The organism is Halomonas sp. DN3 (assembly GCF_024137905.1).
In the GTDB taxonomy this organism is placed as follows: domain Bacteria; phylum Pseudomonadota; class Gammaproteobacteria; order Pseudomonadales; family Halomonadaceae; genus Halomonas; species Halomonas litopenaei.
This window is the reverse complement of sequence record NZ_CP099965.1, coordinates 1,579,895-1,604,449: the sequence shown is the minus strand read 5'-3', so window position 1 is coordinate 1,604,449 and position 24,555 is coordinate 1,579,895. Positions and strand designations below refer to the sequence as shown.

General features: G+C 64.5%; 20 protein-coding genes. 10 read left to right on the top strand and 10 right to left on the bottom strand.

Going from position 1 to position 24,555, the window contains the following annotated elements; translation table 11 throughout:
- Positions 1-11: 11 nt before the first annotated feature.
- The 4 genes from NKF27_RS07105 to NKF27_RS07090 all read right to left on the bottom strand — a co-directional run bounded on the left by NKF27_RS07105 (position 12) and on the right by NKF27_RS07090 (position 4,359).
- On the bottom strand, positions 12-1,133 hold the full coding sequence (locus NKF27_RS07105; RefSeq protein WP_253555878.1) for a mandelate racemase/muconate lactonizing enzyme family protein: 1,122 nt from the start codon (positions 1,131-1,133) through the stop codon (positions 12-14).
- 99 nt (positions 1,134-1,232) lie between these two features.
- On the bottom strand, positions 1,233-2,741 hold the full coding sequence (locus NKF27_RS07100) for a tripartite tricarboxylate transporter permease (RefSeq protein ID WP_045993329.1): 1,509 nt from the start codon (positions 2,739-2,741) through the stop codon (positions 1,233-1,235).
- 79 nt (positions 2,742-2,820) lie between these two features.
- Entirely contained in the window at positions 2,821-3,330 is a 510-nt protein-coding gene (locus NKF27_RS07095; protein WP_253555877.1) for a tripartite tricarboxylate transporter TctB family protein, read from the bottom strand.
- A 57-nt stretch (positions 3,331-3,387) separates the two neighbouring features.
- Positions 3,388-4,359: a tripartite tricarboxylate transporter substrate binding protein gene (locus NKF27_RS07090; RefSeq protein ID WP_108447593.1), complete on the bottom strand. Its 972-nt coding sequence runs from the start codon at positions 4,357-4,359 to the stop codon at positions 3,388-3,390.
- 290 nt (positions 4,360-4,649) lie between these two features.
- Between NKF27_RS07090 and NKF27_RS07085 the strand changes: the two genes are divergently transcribed.
- Positions 4,650-6,404 carry an IlvD/Edd family dehydratase gene (locus tag NKF27_RS07085; protein ID WP_253555875.1) on the top strand — a complete coding sequence of 585 codons (1,755 nt, stop codon included), beginning with the start codon at positions 4,650-4,652 and terminating at the stop codon, positions 6,402-6,404.
- A 107-nt stretch (positions 6,405-6,511) separates the two neighbouring features.
- Entirely contained in the window at positions 6,512-7,204 is a 693-nt protein-coding gene (locus tag NKF27_RS07080; RefSeq protein WP_253555874.1) for a GntR family transcriptional regulator, read from the top strand.
- Positions 7,205-7,350: 146 nt separating this feature from the next.
- Here NKF27_RS07080 and NKF27_RS07075 read toward each other — a convergent pair whose 3' ends face one another.
- Positions 7,351-8,028 (bottom strand): GntR family transcriptional regulator, encoded by a 678-nt coding sequence (locus tag NKF27_RS07075; RefSeq protein WP_045993333.1) that lies wholly within the window; start codon positions 8,026-8,028, stop codon positions 7,351-7,353.
- 257 nt (positions 8,029-8,285) lie between these two features.
- Here NKF27_RS07075 and NKF27_RS07070 point away from each other — a divergent pair, with 257 nt between their 5' ends.
- The 5 genes from NKF27_RS07070 to NKF27_RS07050 all read left to right on the top strand — a co-directional run bounded on the left by NKF27_RS07070 (position 8,286) and on the right by NKF27_RS07050 (position 13,644).
- Complete coding sequence (locus tag NKF27_RS07070; RefSeq protein ID WP_253555873.1) at positions 8,286-9,740, top strand: Na+/H+ antiporter NhaC family protein; 1,455 nt, start codon at positions 8,286-8,288, stop codon at positions 9,738-9,740.
- A 238-nt stretch (positions 9,741-9,978) separates the two neighbouring features.
- Entirely contained in the window at positions 9,979-11,640 is a 1,662-nt protein-coding gene (locus NKF27_RS07065; protein WP_253555872.1) for a gamma-glutamyltransferase family protein, read from the top strand.
- A gap of 3 nt (positions 11,641-11,643) precedes the next feature.
- Positions 11,644-12,210, top strand: a complete 567-nt coding sequence (locus NKF27_RS07060) for a chromate transporter (protein WP_253555871.1) — start codon at positions 11,644-11,646, stop codon at positions 12,208-12,210.
- Complete coding sequence (locus NKF27_RS07055; protein WP_045993337.1) at positions 12,210-12,740, top strand: chromate transporter; 531 nt, start codon at positions 12,210-12,212, stop codon at positions 12,738-12,740. The genes NKF27_RS07060 and NKF27_RS07055 overlap by 1 nt, the downstream gene beginning before the upstream one ends.
- Positions 12,741-12,834: 94 nt before the next feature.
- Positions 12,835-13,644, top strand: coding sequence for a transporter substrate-binding domain-containing protein (locus NKF27_RS07050; protein WP_253555870.1), 810 nt, complete (start codon positions 12,835-12,837; stop codon positions 13,642-13,644).
- Positions 13,645-13,770: 126 nt separating this feature from the next.
- On the opposite strand, the gene NKF27_RS07045 is transcribed toward NKF27_RS07050, so the two are convergent.
- Positions 13,771-14,736, bottom strand: coding sequence for an oxidoreductase (locus NKF27_RS07045; protein WP_253555869.1), 966 nt, complete (start codon positions 14,734-14,736; stop codon positions 13,771-13,773).
- 380 nt (positions 14,737-15,116) lie between these two features.
- Between NKF27_RS07045 and NKF27_RS07040 the strand changes: the two genes are divergently transcribed.
- Positions 15,117-16,064: an alpha/beta fold hydrolase gene (locus NKF27_RS07040; RefSeq protein ID WP_045993340.1), complete on the top strand. Its 948-nt coding sequence runs from the start codon at positions 15,117-15,119 to the stop codon at positions 16,062-16,064.
- Positions 16,065-16,343: 279 nt separating this feature from the next.
- The gene (cysK, locus tag NKF27_RS07035; protein ID WP_045993341.1) at positions 16,344-17,315 is read left to right on the top strand and encodes a cysteine synthase A; all 972 of its coding nucleotides are present in this window, start codon (positions 16,344-16,346) and stop codon (positions 17,313-17,315) included.
- A gap of 113 nt (positions 17,316-17,428) precedes the next feature.
- On the opposite strand, the gene NKF27_RS07030 is transcribed toward cysK, so the two are convergent.
- A complete protein-coding gene (locus NKF27_RS07030; protein WP_253555868.1) occupies positions 17,429-18,280 on the bottom strand; it encodes an SDR family oxidoreductase in 852 nt (283 codons plus the stop codon).
- A gap of 308 nt (positions 18,281-18,588) precedes the next feature.
- Here NKF27_RS07030 and NKF27_RS07025 point away from each other — a divergent pair, with 308 nt between their 5' ends.
- The gene (locus NKF27_RS07025; protein ID WP_253555867.1) at positions 18,589-20,562 is read left to right on the top strand and encodes an acyl CoA:acetate/3-ketoacid CoA transferase; all 1,974 of its coding nucleotides are present in this window, start codon (positions 18,589-18,591) and stop codon (positions 20,560-20,562) included.
- A gap of 100 nt (positions 20,563-20,662) precedes the next feature.
- Here the strand turns inward: NKF27_RS07025 and NKF27_RS07020 are convergent, their stop codons facing one another.
- From NKF27_RS07020 to aldA, 3 genes are all read right to left on the bottom strand, one after another.
- Positions 20,663-21,103, bottom strand: a complete 441-nt coding sequence (locus NKF27_RS07020; RefSeq protein WP_253555865.1) for a hemerythrin domain-containing protein — start codon at positions 21,101-21,103, stop codon at positions 20,663-20,665.
- Positions 21,104-21,285: 182 nt separating this feature from the next.
- Complete coding sequence (locus tag NKF27_RS07015) at positions 21,286-22,977, bottom strand: hypothetical protein (RefSeq protein ID WP_253555863.1); 1,692 nt, start codon at positions 22,975-22,977, stop codon at positions 21,286-21,288.
- Positions 22,978-23,102: 125 nt separating this feature from the next.
- On the bottom strand, positions 23,103-24,539 hold the full coding sequence (gene aldA, locus NKF27_RS07010) for an aldehyde dehydrogenase (RefSeq protein WP_253555862.1): 1,437 nt from the start codon (positions 24,537-24,539) through the stop codon (positions 23,103-23,105).
- Positions 24,540-24,555 lie beyond the last annotated feature (16 nt).

The following is a 24,555-nucleotide window of genomic DNA, read 5'->3' as shown; positions in this document are numbered from 1 at the left end:
ATGACGACGGGTCACGACCAGGGCTCGCTGGCGTAGCGCTCCAGCGCCTCGCTGTCGAAGTTGAAGCCAAGGCCCGGGGCGCTCGGCAGCAGCAGGTTGCCGTCGGAGAACTGAAGCTGGGTGTCGATCAGCCGGCGGAAGTTGAGGACCTGGTCATCGGCGAAGAACTCCACCATGCGCGCGTTGGGCGCCGAGGCCACCAGGTGCACGTGCAGGTCGTGGAACCAGTGGGGATAGACCTCGACCCCGTAGCTCGCCGCCGTGGCGGTGATGCGGCGAAACTCGGTGATGCCGCCGCACACCGCGGCGTCGGTCTGCAGGATCATCGCCGCCTCCTTGTCCAGCAGCTCCTTGAAGCGCCAGCGTCCAGCCTCGATCTCGCCGGTGGCGACCGGCACCGGGGTACGCTCGGCCAGTCGGCGGTGGTTGTCGATGTCGTCGGGGCTGAACGGCTCCTCGATCCAGAACGGCGAGTACGCTTCGGCCATGCGCATGAACGCGAGCGCCGAAGGCAGGTCGCGCCAGGCGTTGTTAGCATCCATCATCACCGCCACATGGGGGCCGACCGCCTCGCGCACCGCCGCCAGTCGCGCCTCTTCCCCGGCCAGGTCCTCGCGGCCCACCTTCAGCTTCACCGCCTTGAAGCCCTGCGCGACGTAGCCGGCCATTTCCTCGCCCAGCATCTCAGGCGTCTTGCCGTCGAGGTAGTAGCCGCCGCTGGCGTAGGCCGGGACGCTGTCGCTATCACTCGCCCCCAGGTACTTGTACAAAGGCAGCCCTGCCGCCCGGGCGTTGCGATCCCACAGGGCGGTGTCGAGAATGCTGATGGCCCGCATCACCGAGCCGCAGCGACCATGCAGCAGCGACTCCTGATACATGGCCTGCCACAGGCCTTCAGCGGCGTGGGCGTCGGCCCCCAGCAGTACTGGCCTCAGCAGCTCGCGAACCGCCTGTGATACCAGCAGACCGGCATTGTTGCCGCCGTAGCAGAAGCCGATCCCGACCACGCCGTCGTCGCCTTCGACCTCGACCAGGGCGTAGTCGCGCTTGAACACCTGGCGATTGGAGAAGCTGGTGGGATGATCCAGCGGAACACTGATGGTGCGGGCACGGACGTCGCTGATACGCGTCATGGTGGGCTCCTTTCAAGACATTGTTGTGGTTGTCGCTAGCGTTGCTGCTGGCGTGGTCGAGGCGCTGTCGCCGCTATCGACGCGGTGACAGCGCCGCGATCAGCCGGTGCGTGCACCGCGCCGCAACGAGGACCGCAGCCAGCGGAAGACCGGCGTGGCCTGGAGGATCGACAGCACCGCGATGCCGAGCAGCACCATGGCGATGGGGCTTTCGACGAAGATCATCGGGCTGTTCTGGCCGATCAGCATCGACTGCTGGAAGCTGGTTTCCATCACCGGCCCCAGGATCAGACCGATGACCATCGGCGCCGGTGAGATGCCGGCCTTGTTCATCCAGTAGCCGAACAGGCCGAAGCCGAGCATCAGCCCCACCTCGAACAGACTGTTGTTGATGGCGAAGGCGCCGATCACGCACAGGGTGATGATGGCGCAGGCGACGAAGCTGTCCGGCACCTTGGTCACCCCGACGCACAGCCGGGTGAACATCAGCCCCACCGCCAGCAGGCCGACATTGGCGAAGATCACCGCCCAGATCAGGGTGTAGGTGACGTCGCCATAGTCGGTGAGCAGGTTGGGGCCTGGCAGGATGCCCTGGACCATCAGCGCCCCCAGCAGGATGGCGGTGGACGAACTGCCGGGAATACCGAGGGCGATGGTTGGAATCAATGCACCACCGACCACCGCGTTGTTGGCGGCTTCGGGGGCGGCGACGCCAGCGATGTCGCCCTTGCCGAACCGGCTCTTGTCCTTGGCAAAGCGCTTGGCCTCGTTGTAGGCAAACCAGCTCGCGGTATCGCCGCCGGTCCCGGGAATCAGGCCGGTGACGATACCGATGCCGCCGGAGCGCAGGATGTTGGGCATCAGCGTGCGCAGCTCTTTCAGCCGAGGAACCAGCCGATCGGTGATCTTGCTGGCCACCTTGTCGCTGTCGTGGGCGTTTTCGATCAGGATCAACGCCTGGGGAATCGAGAACAGCCCGATCAGCGCCACCGTGAATTCGATGCCGGAAAACAGGTTGATGTTGCCAAAGGTCATGCGCGGCGTGCCGGTGATCAGGTCCATGCCCACGGTACTGAGCAATAGTCCCATGATGCCGGACAACAGCCCGCTGACGATGGAGCCCTGGGACAGCGAGCCGATGATGGTGATGCCCAGCACGGCGATGGCGAACAGCTCCACCGGGCCGAACTTCAACACCAGCACCCCCAGCAGCGGCGCGGCGGTCAGCAGGGCGATACCGCTCATCAGGCCGCCAAAGAAGGAAGCGAACAGCGACACCCCCAGCGCCTTGCCCGCCTGGCCCTGCTGGGACAGCGGAAAGCCGTCGAGCACCGTGGCCGCCGCCGAGGGCGTGCCCGGGGTCCGCAGCAGGATGGCGGCGATGGAGCCGCCGTAGGAGGCGCCGACGTACAGCGAGGCCAGCATGCTGAGCCCGGTCGCCGGGTCCATGGTAAAGGTCAGCGGCAACAAGAGCGCCAGCGCCATGGTGGCGGACAGCCCCGGCATGGCGCCGACGAACAGCCCCAGCAGGGTGCCGCCGAGGATCAGCGCAATATTGGTGAAGGTGAGCACGTTGCTCAGCCCCACCATCACAAGCGAGTCGTTCATAGGGTCAGGCTCCAGGTTCGCGCGGGTGCAATGACGACCTCAGCGAAGCCGATCGATGTGGCGAAGCGCACGACAGGACTTAAAACAGCGGTGGCAGCAGCGGCACGGGCAGGCCCAGAAAGCCGATGAACACCAGGCAGACCACGGTGATCAAACCGGCGATGCCGATCAGGCTGAAGCGCAGCGACACATGGCGCACCAGCCACAGTGACAGGCCCATGAAGGCCGCCGTGGCGACCACGTAGCCGAGCCAGGAGATGCTGTAGATGTAGACAGCAGCGAACGCGAACACCGCCATCGCCTTGAGCGGCCTGGCGGGCGGCGCGGGTGCGCCATCGCCTTCGGCAAGTTCCCCCTCAGCCAGCTGACTGCCCTCGAGGGTAGGCTCGGCACTCGCCGAGGCCTGGGCCAGCGCACGCGATCGTGCGGTCAGCTCCTGAGCGATCATGGCAATGGCGAACAGTCCCACCACCACCGCGTAGATCAGCGGCATCCGCGCCGCGGCGTCGGGATAGCCCAGCGAGGTGACCCCGAACAGCGTGGCCACCCCCAGGGCGCAAAGACCAAACAGCAGGCGACTGAGTTTCATCAGTATGACTCCCTCGGTCGCTTGCCGACGGGCCAGGCCCGTCGGCAAGCGCACCGATCAACCGTTGATCTCGTCCTTGACGCTGGCCCAGATCTCCTCGAACTGGCCTTCCATGTCCTCGATCATCTGGCGATAGTCGTCGCCGGTCTGGATATCGAGGTTCATGGCCCGCTCCTCGGCGACCTTCTTGAACTCCTCGTTGGTCTTGAGTGCCTCGAAGGCGTCGATCAACTGCTGACGCGCCTCCTCGGGGATGCCGGCCGGCGCGCTGTAGCCGCGTGAGGAACCGGCCACCACCTCGATGCCCTTCTCGCTCAGCGTCGGCACGTCGGGCAGCATCGACAGACGCTCGCGGGCAAACACCGCCAGCGGCCTCAGGCTGCCGGACTGAATGTGCCCGTAGACGTTGCCCAGGTTGTTGAAACTGGCATCGATCTGCCCGCCCATGGCGGCGGTGGCCGAAGGCCCGTCACCCTGGAACGGCACCTTCTGGAAGCTGATGCCCGAGGCCTGCTCGATCAGGATGGTGGAGAAGAAGTCGTCACCACCCACGCCGGAATTGCCCACGGTGATGGTGCCCGGGTTCTCTTCGGCGGCGGCCAGGAATTCCTCCACCGTCTCGTAGGGGCTCTCCGCCGGGACCACGATGATGCCCGGGTCGGTCACCACATTGGCGATCGGGGTCAGCTCGTCCACCGAGTAGGTGATGGTGTCGTTCATGATGTAGTTGGTCATCAGCATCGGCGTATTGGTGATGCTGATGGTGGTGCCGTCGGCCTCGGTCTGCTTGGCCAGGCGCGTCCAGGCGATGGCACCGGTGGCCCCCGGCAGGTACTCGTTGACGAAATCCACCCCCAGCGACTCGCGCAGGAACGGCTGGGTCAGCTGGGCCAGGGCGTCACTGCCCCCACCGGCCTTGAATCCCTGCAGCACCTTGATCTCGTCGCCGGCGGAATACTCCGCCATGGCGGCGCCGGGCAGAAGCAGGGTCGACAGAAGGATGGCGGCGTAAGCTCCACGGTGTTTCATGGCTGCACCTCTTGTGCGGTTGTCGTTGTCTTTATCGTTGTCTTGCACTGGAACGTGCGACGGGCGCGGTCATTGCGCCCCTGGTCAGGCGCTGTTGTCGGGCGCTGGGTCGGGGCGAAGGCGCCGGGCACGTCGTGACTGCCAGTTTCAACGTAGTCGGTCGCCAACAAAATTGTCAATAATCTTGTTAACCATCTTTTCTCGTCCTAACCTAGCTAGCGAACCACGCCGCAACGCCCTCCCACCAAGGGGCTGTTCGGCGCCAGCGCTAAAGATACGAGGACCGATCGATGAGCCAGGACTCAGACAACAACCACAACAACGTCACCCGGGGCATGTCCAACCGCCTGACCAACTACGGTGACGCCGACTTTTCGCTGTTTCTGCGCAAGGCGTTCATCAAGGGCATGGGTTACACCGACGATGCGCTGTCACGGCCGGTTATCGGCATCGCCAATACCTACAGCGGCTACAACGCCTGTCACGGCAACGTGCCGGGGCTGGTCGAGAGCGTGAAGCGAGGGGTGATGCTGGCCGGCGGGCTGCCGGTGGAGTTCCCCACCATCACGCTGCATGAGTCCTTCGCCCACCCGACCAGCATGTACCTGAGAAACCTGATGGCGCTGGACACCGAGGAGATGATCCGCGCCCAGCCGATGGACGCTGTGGTGGTGATCGGCGGCTGCGACAAGACGGTGCCGGCCCAGCTGATGGCGGCGGCCAGCGCCGATATACCCACCGTCCAGCTGGTCACCGGACCCATGCTGTCGGGTTCCCATCGCGGCACCCGAGTCGGCGCCTGCACCGACTGCCGTCGCTACTGGGCGGCCTACCGCGGCCAGGACATCGACGACGCCGAGATCAGCGAGGTGAACGACAAGCTGGTGCCGACCGTGGGTACCTGTTCGGTGATGGGCACCGCCAGCACCATGGCCTGCCTGGCCGAGACCCTGGGCATCATGCTGCCCAACAGCGCCACCGCACCGGCGGTCTACGCCGACCGCCAGCGCATCGCCGAGCAGTCCGGGACCGAGGCGGTGCGGCTGGCTCGTGACGGGGTCACGCCCTCCCAGATCCTGACCCCCAAGGCCTTCGAAAATGCCCTGCGGGTGCTGCTGTCACTGGGTGGGTCGACCAACGGTCTGATCCACCTGACCGCCATCGCCGGTCGTCTGGGCATCGACATCGACCTGGACGCCTTCGATCGCATGAGCCGCGAGACGCCGGTGCTGGTAGACCTCAAGCCCTCCGGCGAGGGCTATATGGAGGATCTGCATCGCGCCGGCGGCCTGCCGACGCTGCTGCGGGAGCTGAAGCCTCTGCTGCATCTGGACACCATGACGATCAATGGTCGCACCCTGGGCGAGAACATCGACGCGGCGGTGCATCTGGTCGAGCAGCCGGTGGTGCGCCCACGCTCCAACCCCGTCTACGCCCAAGGGGGGATGGCGGTGCTGCGCGGCAACCTGGCGCCGGCCGGCGCCATCATCAAGCAGTCGGCGGCGTCTGCGGAGCTGATGCAGCATCGCGGACGCGCAGTGGTCTTTCATTCGCTGGAGGATCTGGCGACGCGCATCGACGATCCGGATCTGGACGTCAACGCCGACGACGTCCTGGTGTTGGCCAACATCGGCCCCAAGGGCGCCCCGGGCATGCCCGAAGCCGGGTACATTCCGATCCCGAAGAAGCTCGCCACCCAGGGCGTCAAGGACATGGTGCGCATCTCGGACGGACGCATGAGCGGCACCGCCGCCGGTACCATCGTGCTGCACGTATCGCCGGAGGCCGCCGAAGGGGGAACGCTGGGGCTGGTGCGCGACGGCGACATCATCGAACTCGACGTCTCCGCCAACCGCATCTCGCTGGAGGTGGACGAGCAGACCCTGGAGAGCCGCCGCCAGGAAACCACGGCCCCGGCGCGTGAGCAGCCACCGATGCTTGGCTATCGTCGGCTGTTCATGGAACAGATCCTGCAGGCCGACCAGGGCTGTGACTTCAAGGTATGCCGTCCCGAGCCCCACTGTCGTGTACCGACCCAGGAGTGAGGAAAGTCATTCAGGCCGATGAAGGCGGTGAGCGCTATTGATAGACTGGAGTCGGCGACGGGACCGTCTCGTCGCCGCTTCACCATCGTGATCGCAGAGGATGCGAGATGAGCCAGGTCAGCGTGCAGGACCCTACCAACAGCACCCGTCGTCCCAGCGCCACCAGCGTGGCGGAGGACATTGTCGGCAGTGTCGAGGAGGACATCGTGCTGGGGCGCCTGCACCCCAGGGAGCGGCTGGTCGAGGAAGACCTGATCGAGCGCTTCGACTGCAAGCGCCATGTGGTGCGCCAGGCGCTGTTCCAGCTCGAGAGCATCGGCCTGGTCGAACGCATCAGGAACCGCGGCGCCTTCGTCAAGGCCTATACGCCCGAAGAGGTCGAGCAGCTCTACGCCATGCGTGAGATTCTCGAACTCGCCGGCGTCGACGCCCTCCCCCTGCCGGCGCCGGAGCAGTGGCTGAACAAGCTCGAGGACATCCACCAGCGCTACAGTGCTGCCGTGGACGCCCATGATCTGCGACGGGTATTCCACCTCAATATCGCCTTTCACCGCACCCTGTTCGCGGCGACCGGCAATCCCTACCTCTACGAGACCATCAACGAGTTCGCCCAGAAGGCCCACGGCATTCGTTTTATCGCCATCGCCGACAGCCACAGCCTGTCCCGGGCGCGCCACGAGCATCAGGCGATGATCGAGGCGATCCGGCAGCAGGACCGCCACGCACTGCGCGAGCTGTGCCGTCAGCACCTGCTGCCCTCCAAGAATCGCTACCTCGAACTGCATCCTTCCAATCGCTAGGCTATGACATCCATCGCAGGCGCCCCTGGCAGGCGCCCCTGGCGACCTCCGGGAACTGACGCGCCACTAGACTCTTCCAGCGCGTCCTCCAGCGCCTCTTCCAGCGCGTCTTCCAGCAGCCGACAGGCCAGACCGTCAGCAAGATGTCAGCCTTGCTCGCAGGCGCCCTTGGCGACCTCCCAGGACTGACGGATATGATCTTCGAGAAGGTAGCGGGCATCGTGGATACGCCGGTCCAGCGCCAGCTCGACCAGCTCGCCGTGCTGGGCATCGAGGCGGTCACGAATCTCCGGGTTGCCCGGGGCCAGCCGGCGATAGCGATCGAACTGATCGTGCAACTGCTCGATGAAGCGTAACAGCCAGTGCGAACCACAGGGCGCCAACAGGGTGCGGTGAAAACGCTGGTGGGCCTGCTCCCACTGTTCGATCTCGCCCTGGGCCTTGTTGGCCCGCGACAGACGATGGCTGGCGGCCAGCAACTGCGACTCCCACTCGGCGTCACCCTCCTGGAAGGCCTGGGTCAGCGCCATGCACTCCAGCTGCATACGTAGCCGAGAGATATCCTCGAGTTCTTCCGCCGACAGCGGCGGCACCCGGAAGCCGCGCTGATTGTGCTGCTCCAGCAGGCCGTAGGCGGCCAACCGGTTGAGCGCCTCACGCAGCGGGCTCAGCCCCACCTCGTAGCGCTCTTTCAGCGCGCTGATGGCGAGCTTCTCCCCCGCCGCGAAACGCCCACGGATCAGGTCCTGCTTCAGCGCACTGAACACCTGGCTCGCCGCCGTTTCGCCGCTCGCCGCCACCTCGGCTGGTTGGGAATTGATCATGACAACACTCGCAAATAACAGGCTTGCAGAGTACGTCGGCAATTGACGTTCGCCAAGCGCTGGGCCATAGTTTTTCCAAAATATCGATATTAAATACAGTAGACGATATTTCTTACAACGATCGAGATATTTCTTCCACAAGGGTCGATATCTCTGACAAAACAGGCCCTGGCACAGAATGCCCCGACACAGAAAGCCCTGACCCAACAGGGCGGAGCCTGTCCCCTTCACCACAACAACAGCAACGGAACACGCCCATGTCCCAAGACGCTTCCCCTTCGACAGCGCCCGCTGTCTCGCTGTCTGGCCCTCGCCATCTGATTCTGCTCATCGCCGCCATCGGCAGCCTGCTGGTCGGCATCATGGGTCTTGGCATTCCCACCGCGGTGGCGCTGATCGTTGCCGGCGCCATCGCCATGACGCTATGCCTGGCCTGGGATATCGCCTGGTCCCGCCTTGAAAGTGATCTGCTCAAGGGCATCCAGGCCATGCTGGTGCCCATTCTGATCCTGATGAGCGTCGGCATGATGGTGGGGGTATGGATGCTTTCCGGCACCATTCCTGCCATGGTCACCCTGGGCCTCGAGTCGCTGACGCCGGGGCTCTTTCTGGTCGTGGCCTGCCTGTCATGCTCGCTGATGTCGGTCATGGCCGGGACCTCCTGGGGCACCCTCAGCACCATCGGCGTGGCACTGATGGGGGTCGCGCTGGGACTCGGCATTCCCCCGGCCTACGCCGCCGGTGCCATCGTCACCGGCACCTTCTTCGGCGACAAGCTGTCGCCGCTGTCGGATACCACGGTGATGGCCTCGGCGGTATGCGAGGTCAATATCATCACCCACATCCGCCATATGCTGTATTCGACCCTGCCGGCCTACCTGATCGCCCTGGTGGTCTACGCCTGGCTCGGCAGCGACGTCGCCGCCTCCGGGGCGACGCTCGCCGGTGACGGCATGTCGACCCAGACCCAGGCGATCATCGACACCCTGGCCGCCACCTTCAGCGACAATCTGCTGACCCTGTTGCCGCCCCTGGTGGTGTTCGGCTGCATCCTGGCCAAGAAGCCGGTGATGCCCGCCTTCATGCTCGGCATCGTTAGCGCGGCGCTGATCGCGGTGGTGCTCCAGGGCGCGAGCCTTTCTGAGATCGGTTCCGCCATGAACGCAGGCTTCGTCGCCGATACCGGGGTCGCCATGGTCGACAAGATGCTGTCCCGGGGTGGCCTGCAGGGCATGATGTCCACCGTGGCGGTGCTGATCGCCGCCGCCGTATTGGGGGCCCCGTTCAAGAGTGCCGGCACCCTGGACGCCGCCATCGCCTACCTGGCCCGACGCCACGCCGGACGGCGCCAGGTGCTCGGTGGCTCCATGGCGCTGCATAGCCTGGCCTTTCTGCTGACCGGCAGCTACTACGTGACCTTCTCGCTGCTTGGCCCGCTGCTGCGCCCGCTGGTCGCCAGCAGTGGCAGCCCGACCAGGAACCTGTCACGTATCCTCGAGGACACCGGCACAACCCTGTCGCCGCTGGTGCCCTGGGGCGTCACCGGAGCCTTCACCGCCGCCACTCTGGGGGTCGCTACCGCCGACTTCTTCGTCTACGCCATCCTTTGTTACGGCGCCATCGCCTTCTCGTTGCTCTATGTACTCACCGGCCTGACCCTGGGTCATGGCAGCGACGAGCGCCAGCCGGCCGGCTCCGCCTCCGGGGCCTGATATTCCGCCAGGGCCTGCGCCGCCGCTGGATCGCGGCCACGATGAACATCAAACCCGCCATCATTCTCGGGGCCCGCCTTGCCGGGCCCCGAACCGTTGGATCGCTCTTCAGGGGATTGACGGCCTTTCGAGGGCGCGGCATAGTCGGGTCATAAAATCGATTTTTAACACCAATAACGATTGACCCGATCCAGCTTGGATCAGCGACCTCGAGTCAGCCACCTTGAAGAGAGACGCCATGTCTTCCCAGCGCGCGAACCCCAGCTCCCTGTCCACTCCCTACCCCGATGCCACGCCCTACCCGTCCCGGCGCAGCCCGACCTATTCTCGCGATGGCATGGTGGCGGCGTCCCAGCCCCAGGCCGCGCAGATCGGCCGCGATATGCTCGCCCGCGGCGGCAACGCGGTGGACGCCGCCATCGCCACCGCCGCCGCGCTGACGGTGGTCGAGCCCACCGGCTGCGGCATCGGCGGCGATGCCTTCGCGCTGGTGTGGATCGCCAACGATGATCAGGGCAACGGCGAACTGCACGGGCTCAACGCCAGCGGCGTGGCGCCCCAGGCGCTGAACCGGGAAGCGCTGGTCGAGGCCGGCCACGACAAGGTCCCGCTCTACGGCTGGACCCCGGTGACGGTGCCCGGCACGCCATCGGCCTGGGCCGAACTGTCGCGCCGCTTCGGCAAGCTGGATTTCAAGACCCTGCTCGAACCCGCCATTCGCCTGGCCCGCGACGGTTTTCCGGTGTCACCGGTCATCGCCAGCCTGTGGCAGCGCGACACCGCGACCTTCCACAAGCATCTCGAAGGCGAAGCCACCCACCCCTGGTTCGACACCTTTACCTTCGATGGCCGCGCTCCCGACGCCGGTGAGTGGTTTCGCAATGAAGACCAGGCCAGGACCCTGGAGGCCATCGCCGAGAGTCAGGCGGAGAGCTTCTACCGGGGCGAGCTGGCCGAGGCCATCGACGCCTTCTCGCGTCGCACCGGCGGCTATCTGCGCAAGGACGACCTGGCGGCCTATCAGCCCGAGTGGGTCACCCCGATCTCGGCCCGCTACCGCGACGTCGACGTCTGGGAGATCCCGCCCAATGGCCAGGGCCTGGTGGCGCTGATGGCGCTGCGCCTGCTCGATGGCTATCCGGCGTCCCACCGCGACGACCCGGAACTGCTGCATCGTCAGCTCGAGGCGATGAAGCTCGCCTACACCGACGGCAAGACCCATATCAGCGAGCCACAGGCCATGACCTACACGGTCGAGGAGCTGTTGTCCGACGCCTACACCGAGGCCCGTCGCGAGCTGATCCAGGACGCGGCCATCGACCCGCAGCCGGGCAAGCCCAGGGCCGGTGGCACCGTCTATCTGGCCACCGCCGACGCGGACGGCAACATGGTGTCCTTCATCCAGAGCAACTATCACGGCTTCGGCTCCGGCATCGTGGTGCCGGGAACCGGCATCGCTCTGCAGAACCGCGGTCACGACTTCAGCCTCGACGAGAGCCACGACAATGTGCTCAAGCCCGGCAAGAAGACCTTCCACACCATCATCCCGGGCTTCCTGACCCGAAACGGCAAGGCGCTGGGGCCCTTCGGCGTGATGGGCGGGTTCATGCAGCCCCAGGGCCACGTCCAGGTGGTGATGAACCTGGTCGACTTCGGCCTCAACCCCCAATCGGCGCTGGACGCACCGCGCTGGCAGTGGATGGGCGGTCGCACCATCGGTATCGAGCACGGCTATCCGGCACCGCTGGTACGTGCCATGGCCGCACGTGGTCATCGCATGCAGGTAGATACCGACAGCCGCAGCTACGGCCGTGGCCAGGTGATCCTGCGTGACCCCGAGACCGGCATCTACTGTGGCGGCACCGAGCCCCGCACCGACGCCACCATCGCGGTGCTCTGACCCATGAGCGTACAAGCTTCGCTATTTGCCGCCTTCTTTCGCATCGGCATCTTCGGCTTCGGCGGCGGTCCGTCGATGATTCCGCTGGTCCACCAGGAGGTGGTCAAGCGCCACGCCTGGATGGACGACGACGCCTTCGCCGATGTCCTGGCCATCGGCAATACCCTGCCGGGGCCCATCGCCACCAAGATGGCCGGCTACATCGGCTATCGGGTCGGCGGGGTGTTCGGCGCCATCAATGCGGTGGTGGCGGTGATCGTGCCGGTAATCTTCGCCATGATCGCGCTGCTCGGCCTTTACAGTCGCTACGGCGACCAACGCTGGGTGCAGGGCATGGGGCTGGGCGTGGTGCCGGTGGTGATGGTGATGATGGCCCAGTTGACCTTCGATTTCTTCCTGAAGTCCCGGGCCGGGCTCGGCGTGGTCGCCACCCTGGTCATGGGAGTGGCCGCCGGTGGCCTGATCTATGGTCTTGGCGTACACCCTGGGCTGATCATCGGCGCCATCCTGATCGCCGCTCTGCTCAGGCCCGAGAAGCCCCGCAACGCCCCTGAAGGAGGTCGCTTGTGATGATCTACTGGCAGCTGTTTCTGGCCTTTTTCATCCCCAATATCGTCGGCTACGGCGGTGGGCCCGCGATCATTCCGCTGATCGAGAACGAGGTGGTCGGCACCTACGGCTGGATGACCCATCAGGGCTTCGCCGAGACGCTGGCGCTGGGCAATGCCCTGCCGAGCCCCATCGCCACCAAGATGGCCGGCTACATCGGCTATGAAGTAGCCGGCGCCGGCGGTGCCATGGTGGCGGTACTGGCCACCGTCGGACCCTCGCTGCTGCTGATGCTGGCGGCCCTGGGCACCCTCTATCGCTACCGTGACTCGATCAAGGTCAAGTCCATGAGTCAGTGGGTCCGTCCTGTCGTCATGGTGCTGATGGCCTACCTGACCGTCAGCTTCCTCAAGGAGGGCATGGCGACCTCGGGCCTGGTGCACACCCTGATCATCGCCGCTGTGGCAGCACTGCTGCTGCTCAAGACCCGCGTACACCCGGCCCTGGTGGTGTGCTTCGGGCTCGGCTACGGCGCCCTGCTGCTGGGCTGAGAGTCGAGGCTCCTGGGCTAACCGCTGGCACACCTGACGGACCCTCGACATAACGATAACCCCTCCCCCTTCTTCCCTGACGACAAGGTACCCCATGCGCTCTTTCTCCCAGCGTCTGCTGTCCCCCCTGGCCATCGCCTGCGCGACGATGCTGACGATGCCCGCCGCCTTCGCCGACGAGGCTCGCCAGGTGCGTATCGCCGTCGATGTGCCTTATCCACCGTTCGAATACCGCGACGCCAACGGCGAACTCGCGGGCTTCGAGATCGATCTGGGCAACGAGTTGTGCAAACGCGCCGAACTGGACTGCGAGTGGATCGTCCAGGGCTGGGATGGCATCATCCCCGGCCTGCTGGCACGCAAGTACGACGCCATCCTGTCGTCAATGCGCATCACCGAAGCGCGTGAACGCCAGGTTCGCTTCAGCGAGCCCTACGCCATGTCGCCCAAGGTCTGGGTGGCCCGTCGCGGCGAAGCCGTCGACCCGGAAGACCTGGCAAGCCTCGAGGGCATGACCGTCGGCGTCCAGCGTGGTACCACCCAGGACACCTACATCACCGGGCGCTATCGCGACACCCTCGATATCCGCCGCTACGCCACCGCCGACGAGGTCGCCCTCGACATGGAAAGCGATCGCCTGGACCTGGCCTTCATCAACTACCCGGTGGCTATCGAGGCGCTGGATATCAAGGCCGAGGACGGCGACTTCACCCAGGTCGGCGAGCGTATCAATTCGCCAGAATCGATCTTCGGGCGCGGCAACGCCATCGCCGTGCGCCCCCGCGATGAAGCCCTGGCCGAGACCTTCAACCAGGCTCTCAACGAGGTCTACGCCGACGGCACCTTCCAGCGCCTGATGGAGCAGTACTTCGACTACGACCTGCGCCCCGCCAGCCGCCTGTAACCGGCATGGCAATCACAAGGGCCCGCCTGAGCATGGCGGGCCCTTGTCGTTTCCTTCGTGGTTTCCCTTGTAGCTTCCCTCGATGCTTCCCTTGATGCTTTCCACGTTGTTCTGACCGGCGTCGGCTCAGCTTTCCGCCTCACCCCGCTTTTCGCCGTCGCGTGGATTACCGCTTTCGTTGCTGTTTTCCGGGCCGCTGTCAGGGCCGGCCTCGTCTCCGTCGACACTAGCACCGCCGCCGTTGTCGTCACTCGCTTTGCGGGCATAGCGTGCCAGCAACCACCTGACGCCTCTCTCCCACGCCCAGGTGGGTAAAAGCCAGTGCAGGAAGATCAATATCCTGGCGTCCCGAGGCCGCGCGTAGCGTCGACGCGGGCGACTGGCGGTCAGGGCATGGACCACCGCCTCGGCGATCATCTCGGGGGTGCCGGCCCGGGAGTGATCGGCGAGGATCTCGGCCATGCCGCGCTTGATCCGCGCATAGGGCGCCTCGGGAGGGTTCTCGCACAAGGGCTTGCGGGCAATCGCCGCCCATTCGCTGCGAATCACCCCGGGCTGGATCAGGCTGACGGACAGGCCAAAGGGGCGCGTCTCGACCCTCAGGGCATCACTCAGCGCTTCCAACGCGTACTTGGTGGCGTGGTACCAGCCACCCACCGGAAACCAGATACGGCCGGCCATGGAGCCAATATTGACGATGCGACCGCGCCGTCGACGTCGCATGCCGGGCAAGACCTCCCGAGTCAACGCCATCAGCCCGAACACGTTGACCTCGAACTGACGCCTGGCCTCCTCGATCGGGACTTCCTCCAGCACGCCATAGCTGCCGTAGCCTGCGTTGTTGACCAACCCATCGAGCTCGACGCCGTCGCGCTCGATACGTGTCAGCACCGCGGCAATGCTGTCGGCGTCGGTGATATCCAGCGCCAGCACCCGGGCGCCCTTGTCAGCCAGGTGGCTCATGCGCTCGACCCGCCGAGCGCCTGCGTAGACGATAAACCCCTGCTCGAGCAGCGCGGTGACGATCGCCTCGCCGATCCCTGACGACGCCCCTGTCACCAGCACGCACCTTTCAGTCCCTTGATGGTTCAACGGCCAAGCTCCCTATTTCATGGATTCGGTTACCACGCTAGCGCGTTTGAATTCGAAGATGGCACTCACCTTTCGAGGTAGGTGCTCGATCTTGTGCTCTTTTAGCCCCGACCATGGTTAAGAGGCACAGGCCTCGGAGAGAAGGCACAGACTCGAGCTTTCATCACGTTATGCTCAAACATGCTTGGACAATCCAGGGGGGCTTCTTATCGGGTAACGCTGATCTAGAGTATGAAGTGCCTTTGAAGCGACTGGCCTCGGCCCTCGGCCGGCCACCGTCTCCCATGTCAGCACCGCCGTTGACACTCGTGCCTGCGCCACCGCCATCACGACCGTGCTCATCGGCGCCAGTGCTATCGATAACCGTCCCAGGAGCCGCCATGCCCATCCGCACGATCAACGCCCTTGCCCTGTCGCTCGCCCTTGCCATCACACCGCTTGCCGTCACACCACTTGCGGCCTTTGCCGACGAGATGCCCGGCCGTCAGTTTGCTGATGTAGGAGACTTTCGCGTCGCCTATCGCGAGTGGGGCGAGCCTGGTGACCCGGCGGTCATGCTGATCCATGGCATTCCGCTCAACAGCGTGCTGTTCTCCCGGGTGGGCCCGCTGCTGGCGGAACAGGGCTATCACGTCTTCGCGCCCGGCCAACTCGGGCTCAGCTACACTGACGGCCCCATGGATGCCGACCACTCGCTCAAGGGCCAGGCCGAAATCATGACCGACTTCGCCAATCAGGTGATGCCCGGCCCCTACATCCTGTTCGGCCACGACCTGGGAGGCGGCATCGCCCAGATCATGGTGACCGATTCCGAGCTCAAGGAGCAGAACCAGGTCCGCAAGATCGTGATCGGCAACTCCGCCGTGCTCGACATGTGGCCGGTCCCTGAGGCCAACGCCGCCATCGCCAAGGCCAAGTCCGCCGAGGCCAGCCAGATCTTCAGTGCCGACAACGTCCGCGAGATCGTCAAGAACTTCGCCTCGGCAGGTCTCATGCAGCCGGAGGAGACCCTGACCGACGAGATCCTCGAGGACCTCTACGGCAACTATGCCGAGAACGAGTCGACCCGCAACCATTTCATCGAGTACCTCAAGGCCATGGATAACCGCCTTACCCTTGAGGCCTCACCGCAGATGGTGATGTGGAACAAGCCTGCGATGCTGCTGTGGGGCGTGCATGACCCCTTCCAGCCGCCCTACGTCTCCGGCGTGGCACTGGCCCGCATCATGCCCCACGCCACCTGGGAATATCTGGACGCCAGCCACTTCTATCCGCTGGAGCGTCCACAGGAGGTGGTCGACGCCTTCGTTGCGTGGGACCAGCAGTAGGAGGTTCTGCCCTTTTCAGCGCTGCTCGTCGGGAGATCCGACCTTGGGTCCTGAACGGCGACGGCGTTCACCATGCCGATCACGCGCCCGCTTGATGCGGGCGCGTGCTGTTTCGCCAGCCGCTTTAATTCCCTTGGCGGTAAGCGAGCCCTCGCTCTCTCGTGGCGGGCGTCAACCTGAGGCATAGTGGACGCTCGATAGATTTCTTTCGCATCCATCATTTGCCCCTGGTCGACTCGCCTGTACTGGCTACCCGGGGCCCTGCAACGGAGGTCAGACATGGCTCGCATCCACGACGACAATGCCCAGGCAATCGGCAACACCCCGCTGGTGCGGCTGAACCGGGTCAATGAAGGCGCCACGATCTGGGCCAAGATCGAGGGGCGCAATCCGGCCTACAGCGTCAAGTGCCGGATCGGTGCGGCCATGATCTGGGATGCCGAGGAACGCGGCGTGCTCAAGCCGGGCATGACCATCATCGAACCCACCAGCGGCAATACCGGCATCGCCCTCGCCTTCGTTGCCGCCGCCAAGGGCTACCCGCTGACCCTGACCATGCCGGCCTCCATGAGCCTGGAGCGGCGCAAGGTACTGAAGGCCCTGGGCGCCGAACTGGTGCTGACCGAACCGGCCAAGGGCATGCCCGGCGCCATCGCCAAGGCCGAAGAGATGGCCAAGTCCGATCCGTCGACCTACTTCCTGCCCCAGCAGTTCTCCAACCCGGCCAACCCGCGCATTCACGAGACCACCACCGGCCCCGAGATCTGGAACGATACCGACGGCGAGGTCGATGTCTTCGTAGCCGGCGTCGGCACCGGGGGCACCCTGACCGGGGTCTCGCGCTACATCAAGAAGACCCAGGGCAAGGCGATCACCACAGTGGCGGTGGAGCCCACCGACTCCCCCATCCTGACCCAGGCCAGGGAAGGCAAGGAACTCAAGCCCGCTCCCCACAAGATCCAGGGCATCGGTGCCGGCTTCGTGCCGGACAATCTGGACATGGATCTGGTCGATCGCGTCGAGACGGTCACCAACGAGGACGCCATGGCCATGGCCCATCGACTGATGCGTGAGGAAGGCATCCTCTGCGGCATTTCCTGCGGGGCAGCGGTCGAGGCTGCGGTGCGTGTCAGCAAGCTGCCCGAGTTCGCCGGCAAGAATATCGTGGTGGTACTGCCAGACAGCGCTGAGCGCTATTTGAGCTCGGCGCTGTTCGCCGACCTGTTCACCGAGCAGGAACTCAACCAGTAACGTCGCCCAGACGGTCAACAGGCGAGCCGGCCCGTGACGGCTCGCCTGTCATTTCGATCCCGCCTTTCATCGCTGCCGCTGGAGAGGCGAGTCGCGTAACCAGCTGCGGCATCTCAGGTATTGAGCACCACGCCGCCATTGAGGTGCAGCGTCTGGCCACTCATGTAGGACGACTCTTCGCTGGCCAGATAGACATAGGCGGGCCCCATCTCACTGGGTTGGCCTGCCCGATTCATCGGCACCTGACCACCGAACTCGGCGACCTTTTGTTCGTCGAAGCTCGCCGGGATCAACGGCGTCCATACCGGCCCCGGGGCCACTGCGTTGACGCGAATCTCGCGATCCATCAGGGTCGCCGCCAGCGAACGTACCAGTGCCTGCACCGCCCCCTTGGTTGCGGTGTAGTCGAGCAGGGTGTCATTGCCCTTGAAGGCATTGATCGAGGAGGTAGCAATGATGGTATCGCCGGCCTCGAGGTGGGGCACCGCCGCCTTGGACAGATAGAAGTGGCTGTAGACATTGGTGCGGAAGGTCCGCTCCAGCTGCGTCTCATCCACCTCGGTAATATCGGACCAGTCATACTGTTCGGCGGCGTTGTTGACCAGGATATTGAGCCGTCCAAAGCGCTCGATGGTGCTGGCCACGGCCTGACGACAGAAGTCGGCATCACCGACATCCCCCTTGAGCACCAGGCACTCACCGCCTTCCTTCTCGACCATCTGGCGGGTGGTCTCGGCATCCTGATCTTCTTCCAGATGCACGATGGCGCAGTGCGCGCCCTCACGGGCATAGTGCACCGCCACGGAGCGACCGATACCGCTGTCGCCGCCGCTGATCAGCGCCACCTTGCCGTCCAGCTTGCCACTGCCACGGTAGCTGTCCCGGATCACCTCCGGCTCGGGCTGCATGGCCGACTCGCTGCCGGGCTGACGATGCTGTTGCTGAGGGGGTTGCTGTGTAGACATGGATCCACTCCTTCGGCTCATCGACATGGCGAACGTCATGGCCCCCGCCACCACGGGCATCCCTGGGGGCCGGCGGTACGCAACAGACGTCTGTGGCAGAAGCCCTTCTCTGCACGTGACGTGAAAGTTGTGTACCACTTTTGTACAGATTGGGGCAGTCAGCGACTGACTTCAAGGGCCAAGCAACGACTCTCTCCTTTGCACCGTCAAGCATCTCGACCTCTCGCCGCCTTCATGTCGCTCACACTGGTCCATAGGCTCTGCGTGCCGACGTGCCCCCTATCCCCATGGCTTGAAAAGGAACACCCATGCCCCATCGCACTCCTCCCAGCGTCAGTCGCCAACGCAACAAGGTGGTCAGTGCCGAGGAGTCGGTACAGCTGATCCGTGACGGCGACAGCCTTGCCACCGGCGGCTTCGTCGGGGTGGCCTTTCCCGAGGCACTGGCGGTAGCGCTGGAGCAACGCTTCGTGGAGTCCGGCCATCCTCGTGACCTGACGCTGATCTACGCCGCCGGCCAGGGCGACGGCAAGGGGCGTGGCGTCGATCACTTCGGTCACCCGGGACTGCTCAAGCGCGTCATCGGAGGCCACTGGGGGCTGGTACCGCGCTTGCAGAAGCTGGCCATCGACAACCAGATCGAGGCCTACAACCTGCCACAGGGCGTGATCTCCCATCTATTTCGCGACACCGCCGCCGGCAAGCCGGGCACCCTGACCAAGGTGGGGCTCGATACCTTTGTCGACCCACGCCAGGGGGGCGGCAAGATCAACGAGCGCACCACCGAGGATCGCGTGCGGCTGATGCCCATCGATGGCGAGGAGTACCTGTTCTACCAGGCTCAGCCGATTCAGGTCGCGCTATTGCGCGGGACCACCGCCGACGCCGACGGCAATGTGACGATGGAGCGTGAGGCGCTGTTTCTGGAGATGCAGGCCATTGCCATGGCGGTGCACAACTCCGGAGGCATCGTCATCGTCCAGGTCGAGAGTCTGGCCGAACGAGGCACCCTCAAGGCCAAGGACGTGAAGATCCCCGGCGTGCTGGTCGACGCCGTGGTGCTGGCACAGCCCGAGCATCACTGGCAGACCTTCGCCACCCAATACAGTCGCGCCTTCGCCGGCGAACTGAAGGTGCCGATGAATGACATCGCCAGCCTCTCGCTGACCGAGCGCAAGGTCATCGCCCGTCGCGCCGCCTTCGAGCTTCGGCCCAACAGCATCGTCAATCTGGGCATCGGTATGCCCGAGGGCATCGCCAACGTGGCCAACGAGGAAGGACTGCTCGAATACCTGACGCTGACCGCCGAGCCCGGCGTCATCGGCGGCCTGCCGGCGGGCGGGCTCGACTTCGGCGCCGCCATCAATACCCAGGCGATCATCGACCAGCCCAGTCAGTTCGACTTCTACGACGGCGGCGGACTGGATATCGCCTTTCTCGGTCTTGCCCAGGTCGACCAGCAGGGCAGCGTCAACGTCAGCCGTTTCGGCCCCAGGCTTGCCGGCGCCGGCGGCTTTATCAACATCAGCCAGAACGACAAGCGACTGGTGTTCGTCGGCACCTTCACCGCAGGTGCCCAGCTTTCCATCGACGCGGGAAGGCTCAAGATCGACACCGACGGCAGCCAGCGCAAGTTTGTCGAGCGCGTCGAACACCGCACCTTCAGCGGCCCGCTGGCGGCGAAGCGCGGCCAGCCGGTGCTCTATGTCACCGAGCGCTGCGTATTCGAACTGCGCGCGCAAGGGCTGACGCTGATCGAGATCGCCCCGGGTGTAGAGCTGGAGCGCGACATCCTGGCGCTGATGGACTTTCGGCCACATATCGACGATCACCTTGCCACCATGGATCCGCGCCTGTTCGACAGCGCCTCCATGGACCTGCTCGAGACCCTGCTGGAGCGCCCGATCGCCGAGCGCTTGAGCGTCGATCTCGACACCCACCAGTTCTTCATCAACTTCGAGGGACTGGCGGTCAACGACGATGACACCATCGCCACCATCGAACGGGAGGTTGAACGCCTGCTTGCACCACTCGACCGCCCCGTCTACGCCATCGTCAACTACGACAACTTCACCATCGCGCCGCACCTGGTCGAGCGCTACACCGAAATGATCTGCGGATTGTCCGAGCGCTTCTACGAGCGCGTCACTCGCTACACCACCAGTGCCTTCCTGCGCCTCAAGCTCGGCGACGCGCTGGAGCGCCGTGCCGATGCACCGCACATCTACGAAAACCGCAAGGACGCCCTGAGCCACCTGCTCGACGAGCAGCAAGACAGCTGACCATTCTGCGACCATATGGCTGTCTGATGGCTCTCCATGAAAAAGGCGCTGGAGTTCCCTCCAGCGCCTTTTGTGCAAGCGGCTTGGAAAGCGTCTGCCTTCAGCCGGCTTCCCGATCCTGCATGTCCTGCAGGTACTCTTCGGCGAGGTTGGCCTTGGTGGCATCGTCAAAGGCACGCCCAGCCAGCTGGAACACCTCCTGCTCTTCCTCGTCGAGGTGATGAGTGACCAGATGCTGCAGCTTCCTGGCGCTGGCAAGCCAGCCCGGTGAACTGTAGTCGGTCGTCTCGAGGGCCTCGATCAGCTCATCGATCTCGTGGTGCTCGGCCACGCTGTGCCGCGCCTTCTCCTGGGTCATGTCATGCTCCATCATCGGCATGTACAGGGCCCGCTCTTCTGCGCCAGCGTGGTTCTCGAGCTCCTCCTTGACGCGCTTGAACAGCTCATCGCGCCCGTCACTGTCACCTTCGGTCTCCACCAGCAGTTGGAGCAGGCGGCGCTGCTTGTCGTGGCTCTCACGCAGGGCTTCAAAGATGGTCACGGATTTCTTCCTCCTTGTCGAAGCGGTGCCAGGGTCGCGCCGTCAACGGCGTCTATTCCATGGCGATGTCACGGCCTTCCATATACCAAACTTATACAAGGATGGTTTTATTGTTCAAGATTCGCAACCCGAAGCCTACGATCGCCTAAGTCTACCGAGTCTGTCCCCGACTCCTTCTCCGCCTAGACAGAGACTTGCTGCCGGTCCGGCTGACGCCGGGTACGCAACCAGAGCATGGCACTGACGAAGTACACCAGGGTTGGCGGCACGATCCACCACTGATAGGTCTCGAGGAAATCGGCCGGCGCGCCGGCCCCCAGCCAGGGCCACAGCGACATGGCCAGAATCACCGCCAGGCATGCCACCGCGATCACGAAGCTCGGCTGTCTGGTCGACACCGGAGCAGGCAGCGCGACCGGTTCGCTCTCGCTGACCTCGATGGGACCATAGGCCTCCTCCCAGGGGTCTTGCGTGGAGCAACGAAGGCTCCCCATGACACGACACAGCAACGGATAGGCGATAAACGAAAGCGCCCACACCGGGATGAAGATGGTGAAAAGGTGCAGCGATCCTTGAAGCAGCAGTCCCAGTGCCAGCAACAATGCCCCGGCCCAGGTCAGTATCGCCGGCAGATTGTCCACACGCTGTTGCCGGTGGCGCCAGAACGGCGCTATTCCGAGGCGTGGCAGGACGAAGTGTTCAGCGGCGATGATCGCGCCGACCGGCGCCATCAGGATGATGAAATAGGACAGCACGTTGAGGAGTTGGGTAAACGCAAAGGGAAAGCAGGCTACTACCGTGGTGACCACGCCCACCGCCAGAGTGACACGGTCAGGATCGTGACGCGTGAACAGCGCCTGAAACGCGAGCCCCGCGCGATACAGACTTGGAATGGAGGTGGTCCAGCCGGCCACTACCACCGCCAGCAGCCCCATCGCCCCCAGTACGCGGAAGGCAACCGCGCCAGGATCCAGCTCTACCAGCGTCGACTTCAGCAACAGTGCCGCTGCCGCCCCCATCAAGCCCGCGCACAGCCAGGCCATGAAGTGACCGATGAACATGCCCGAGGCAGAAAAGTAGCCGTAGGATGCCTTGCGCGCGAACCGCAAGGTGCTCATGTCACTCATGCCCAGGTGCAGGGGCAGATTGACGCTCCAGGCCCAGGCCGCGATCACCCACACCGACAGGCCCGGATCACCCTCAGGCGTCACCCCGGTCCACACCAGCGCATCGAGCACATCGCCGAGACCGGTCAGGCCGTTTGCCGCGCCATGATCAAGCAACACCGGCAGGCACAGAATACCGCTGGCGAGAAAGAGCACGATCATCCAGGGCGCGCAGACACTGGCGAAGTTGGCGATCAGCTTGAAGCCTTTCATCACCATCCAGACCGTGACCGCCCCTACCGCCAGGGCCAGTGCGACGAAGCTCAAGCTCTGTGGGTACCAGGCGGTCTGCGGCGGAATATCGGTCAGCACCCGAAAGGCCGAGGCCGACACCGTGATCATGGCGCCGCCGAGTATCATGAAGAACAAACCGTTGACCAGATTGAAGGCCGCCGAAAAGCGTCGACCGGCCACCCGCCCTAGGTAGTCGTACACGGTCATGCGAGCCCGCACCGCCACCGGTGCACAGACCCAGGCCCAGGAAAGCACCGCCATCAGGTTACCCAGGATCAGCCCCCAGATCAGGTCGCTGGTCCCTACCCCCAGCGACACCAGCGCGGCGCCGATGACGAACTCGGTACCGGCGATATGCTCACCGGAATACGCCGCCAGAAAGTACTTGCCGCTCAACTGCTGGCTGGGCGGCACTCGCTCAAGGCCGGCCGCTCCCGCCGAGCCGCGCGGCTCGGTCGATGTAGAATCGGTCATGATCTTGTTCTCTTCGGGGAATGTTGGCTGCCATCGGGAGTGAATGGCGATCCTGTCGCTGATGACGCGACAGGTGGCCTCTCGCACACCGTCACTCCCGACCCTTTGCCGTCACTGCCTGCCGCTCAGGCCTCCAGGTAGACGACCTGGGTGTGGGTGTACTCGTAGAGTCCGTGCTTGCCGTCGGCGCCGCCGATGCCGGACTTGCGCACCCCAGCGTGGAAGCCCTGCAGGGCCTCGAAGTTTTCGCGGTTGATGTAGGTCTCGCCGTAGTCGATCTCGCGGCAGGCACGCATGGCGTTGGCCAGGCTGCGGGTATAGATCGAAGAGGTCAGGCCGTACTCGGAGTCGTTGGCCAGGGCGATAGCCTCGTCCATGTCCTCCACCACCTGAATGGGCAGCACCGGGCCGAAGATCTCCTGACGCATGATGGCCATGTCGTCGCGGCAACCGGCCAGCACCGTGGGTCGATAGTGATGCCCCTTGCCCAGATCGGCGACGCTGCCTCCGCTGACCAATTCGGCCCCCTCTCCTACCGCCTGCTTCACCATCGCATCGACCTTGGTCAGGCCTGCCTGATTGATCAGCGGCCCCATTTCCACGTCGGGCTGGGCCAGAGGATCGCCATAGGTGGTGGCGTCCATCGCCCGAGACATTCGCTCGATAAACTCGTCGGCCACGCTGCGCTCGACATAGACCCGTTCGGCGCAGTTGCAGACCTGGCCGGTATTGATAATGCGCGAGGCGCGGATGGCCTTCACCGCCAGCTCAAGATCGGCGTCACCGAGGACGATGGCCGGCGCCTTGCCACCAAGCTCCAGATTGAGCTTGGTCAGGTGGCGCGAGGCACTCTGCATGATCCGTGAACCGGTGGCGACGCTGCCGGTAAAGCTGATCAGGTCGACCCGTGAACTGTCACTGAGCGCCTGCCCGACGCTGCCACCGGTACCACTGACCACGTTGAATACGCCCCTGGGCAGCCCCACCTCCTCGACGATGCGGGCAAAGGCGAAGCAGTTGTTGGGCGTCTCTTCGCTGGGCTTGATGACGATGGTATTGCCGGTCACAAGGGCCGGCGCCATCTTGCGGGCGATCAGGAAAAACGGGAAGTTCCAGGGCAGTATTCCTGCCACCACCCCCAGAGGCTTTCGCAGCATCAGGATGGTCTCGTTGGGCCGATCGCTCTCGATCACCTCGCCTTCGATGCGCCGCGCCCACTCGGCCATGTAATCCAGGTAGTCGGCGGTGAAGTTCACCTCCACCTCGGCCAGACCGCTCACCTTGCCCTGCTCCTCGGTGATCATGCGCGAAAGCCGTGGTACGTCCTGACGAATACGCTCGGCGATTCGGCGCAGGTAGCCGGCCCGCTCGATCGCCGGCAACGCCGCCCAGGCTTTCTGGGCATCACGTGCCGCACCGATGGCTCGCTCCACCTGCTCACCGTCGGATTCGGGAATGCGTGACAGCAGATCGCCATTGGCCGGGTTGAACACCTCCAGGTGGTCGGGCGAGTCGACGAAGGCGCCGTCGATAAAGTTCTGGTGAGTCGGAATCTGGCTCATGTCTGTGTTCCTGTCT

Bases quoted from the DNA above. Each gene is read 5' to 3' on its own strand.
- NKF27_RS07105 (WP_253555878.1), bottom strand. From the start codon at position 1,133: ATGACGCGTATCAGCGACGTCCGTGCCCGCACCATCAGTGTTCCGCTG.
- NKF27_RS07100 (WP_045993329.1), bottom strand. From the start codon at position 2,741: ATGAACGACTCGCTTGTGATGGTGGGGCTGAGCAACGTGCTCACCTTC.
- NKF27_RS07095 (WP_253555877.1), bottom strand. From the start codon at position 3,330: ATGAAACTCAGTCGCCTGCTGTTTGGTCTTTGCGCCCTGGGGGTGGCC.
- NKF27_RS07090 (WP_108447593.1), bottom strand. From the start codon at position 4,359: ATGAAACACCGTGGAGCTTACGCCGCCATCCTTCTGTCGACCCTGCTT.
- NKF27_RS07085 (WP_253555875.1), top strand. From the start codon at position 4,650: ATGAGCCAGGACTCAGACAACAACCACAACAACGTCACCCGGGGCATG.
- NKF27_RS07080 (WP_253555874.1), top strand. From the start codon at position 6,512: ATGAGCCAGGTCAGCGTGCAGGACCCTACCAACAGCACCCGTCGTCCC.
- NKF27_RS07075 (WP_045993333.1), bottom strand. From the start codon at position 8,028: ATGATCAATTCCCAACCAGCCGAGGTGGCGGCGAGCGGCGAAACGGCG.
- NKF27_RS07070 (WP_253555873.1), top strand. From the start codon at position 8,286: ATGTCCCAAGACGCTTCCCCTTCGACAGCGCCCGCTGTCTCGCTGTCT.
- NKF27_RS07065 (WP_253555872.1), top strand. From the start codon at position 9,979: ATGTCTTCCCAGCGCGCGAACCCCAGCTCCCTGTCCACTCCCTACCCC.
- NKF27_RS07060 (WP_253555871.1), top strand. From the start codon at position 11,644: ATGAGCGTACAAGCTTCGCTATTTGCCGCCTTCTTTCGCATCGGCATC.
- NKF27_RS07055 (WP_045993337.1), top strand. From the start codon at position 12,210: ATGATCTACTGGCAGCTGTTTCTGGCCTTTTTCATCCCCAATATCGTC.
- NKF27_RS07050 (WP_253555870.1), top strand. From the start codon at position 12,835: ATGCGCTCTTTCTCCCAGCGTCTGCTGTCCCCCCTGGCCATCGCCTGC.
- NKF27_RS07040 (WP_045993340.1), top strand. From the start codon at position 15,117: ATGCCCATCCGCACGATCAACGCCCTTGCCCTGTCGCTCGCCCTTGCC.
- cysK (WP_045993341.1), top strand. From the start codon at position 16,344: ATGGCTCGCATCCACGACGACAATGCCCAGGCAATCGGCAACACCCCG.
- NKF27_RS07030 (WP_253555868.1), bottom strand. From the start codon at position 18,280: ATGTCTACACAGCAACCCCCTCAGCAACAGCATCGTCAGCCCGGCAGC.
- NKF27_RS07025 (WP_253555867.1), top strand. From the start codon at position 18,589: ATGCCCCATCGCACTCCTCCCAGCGTCAGTCGCCAACGCAACAAGGTG.
- NKF27_RS07015 (WP_253555863.1), bottom strand. From the start codon at position 22,977: ATGACCGATTCTACATCGACCGAGCCGCGCGGCTCGGCGGGAGCGGCC.
- aldA (WP_253555862.1), bottom strand. From the start codon at position 24,539: ATGAGCCAGATTCCGACTCACCAGAACTTTATCGACGGCGCCTTCGTC.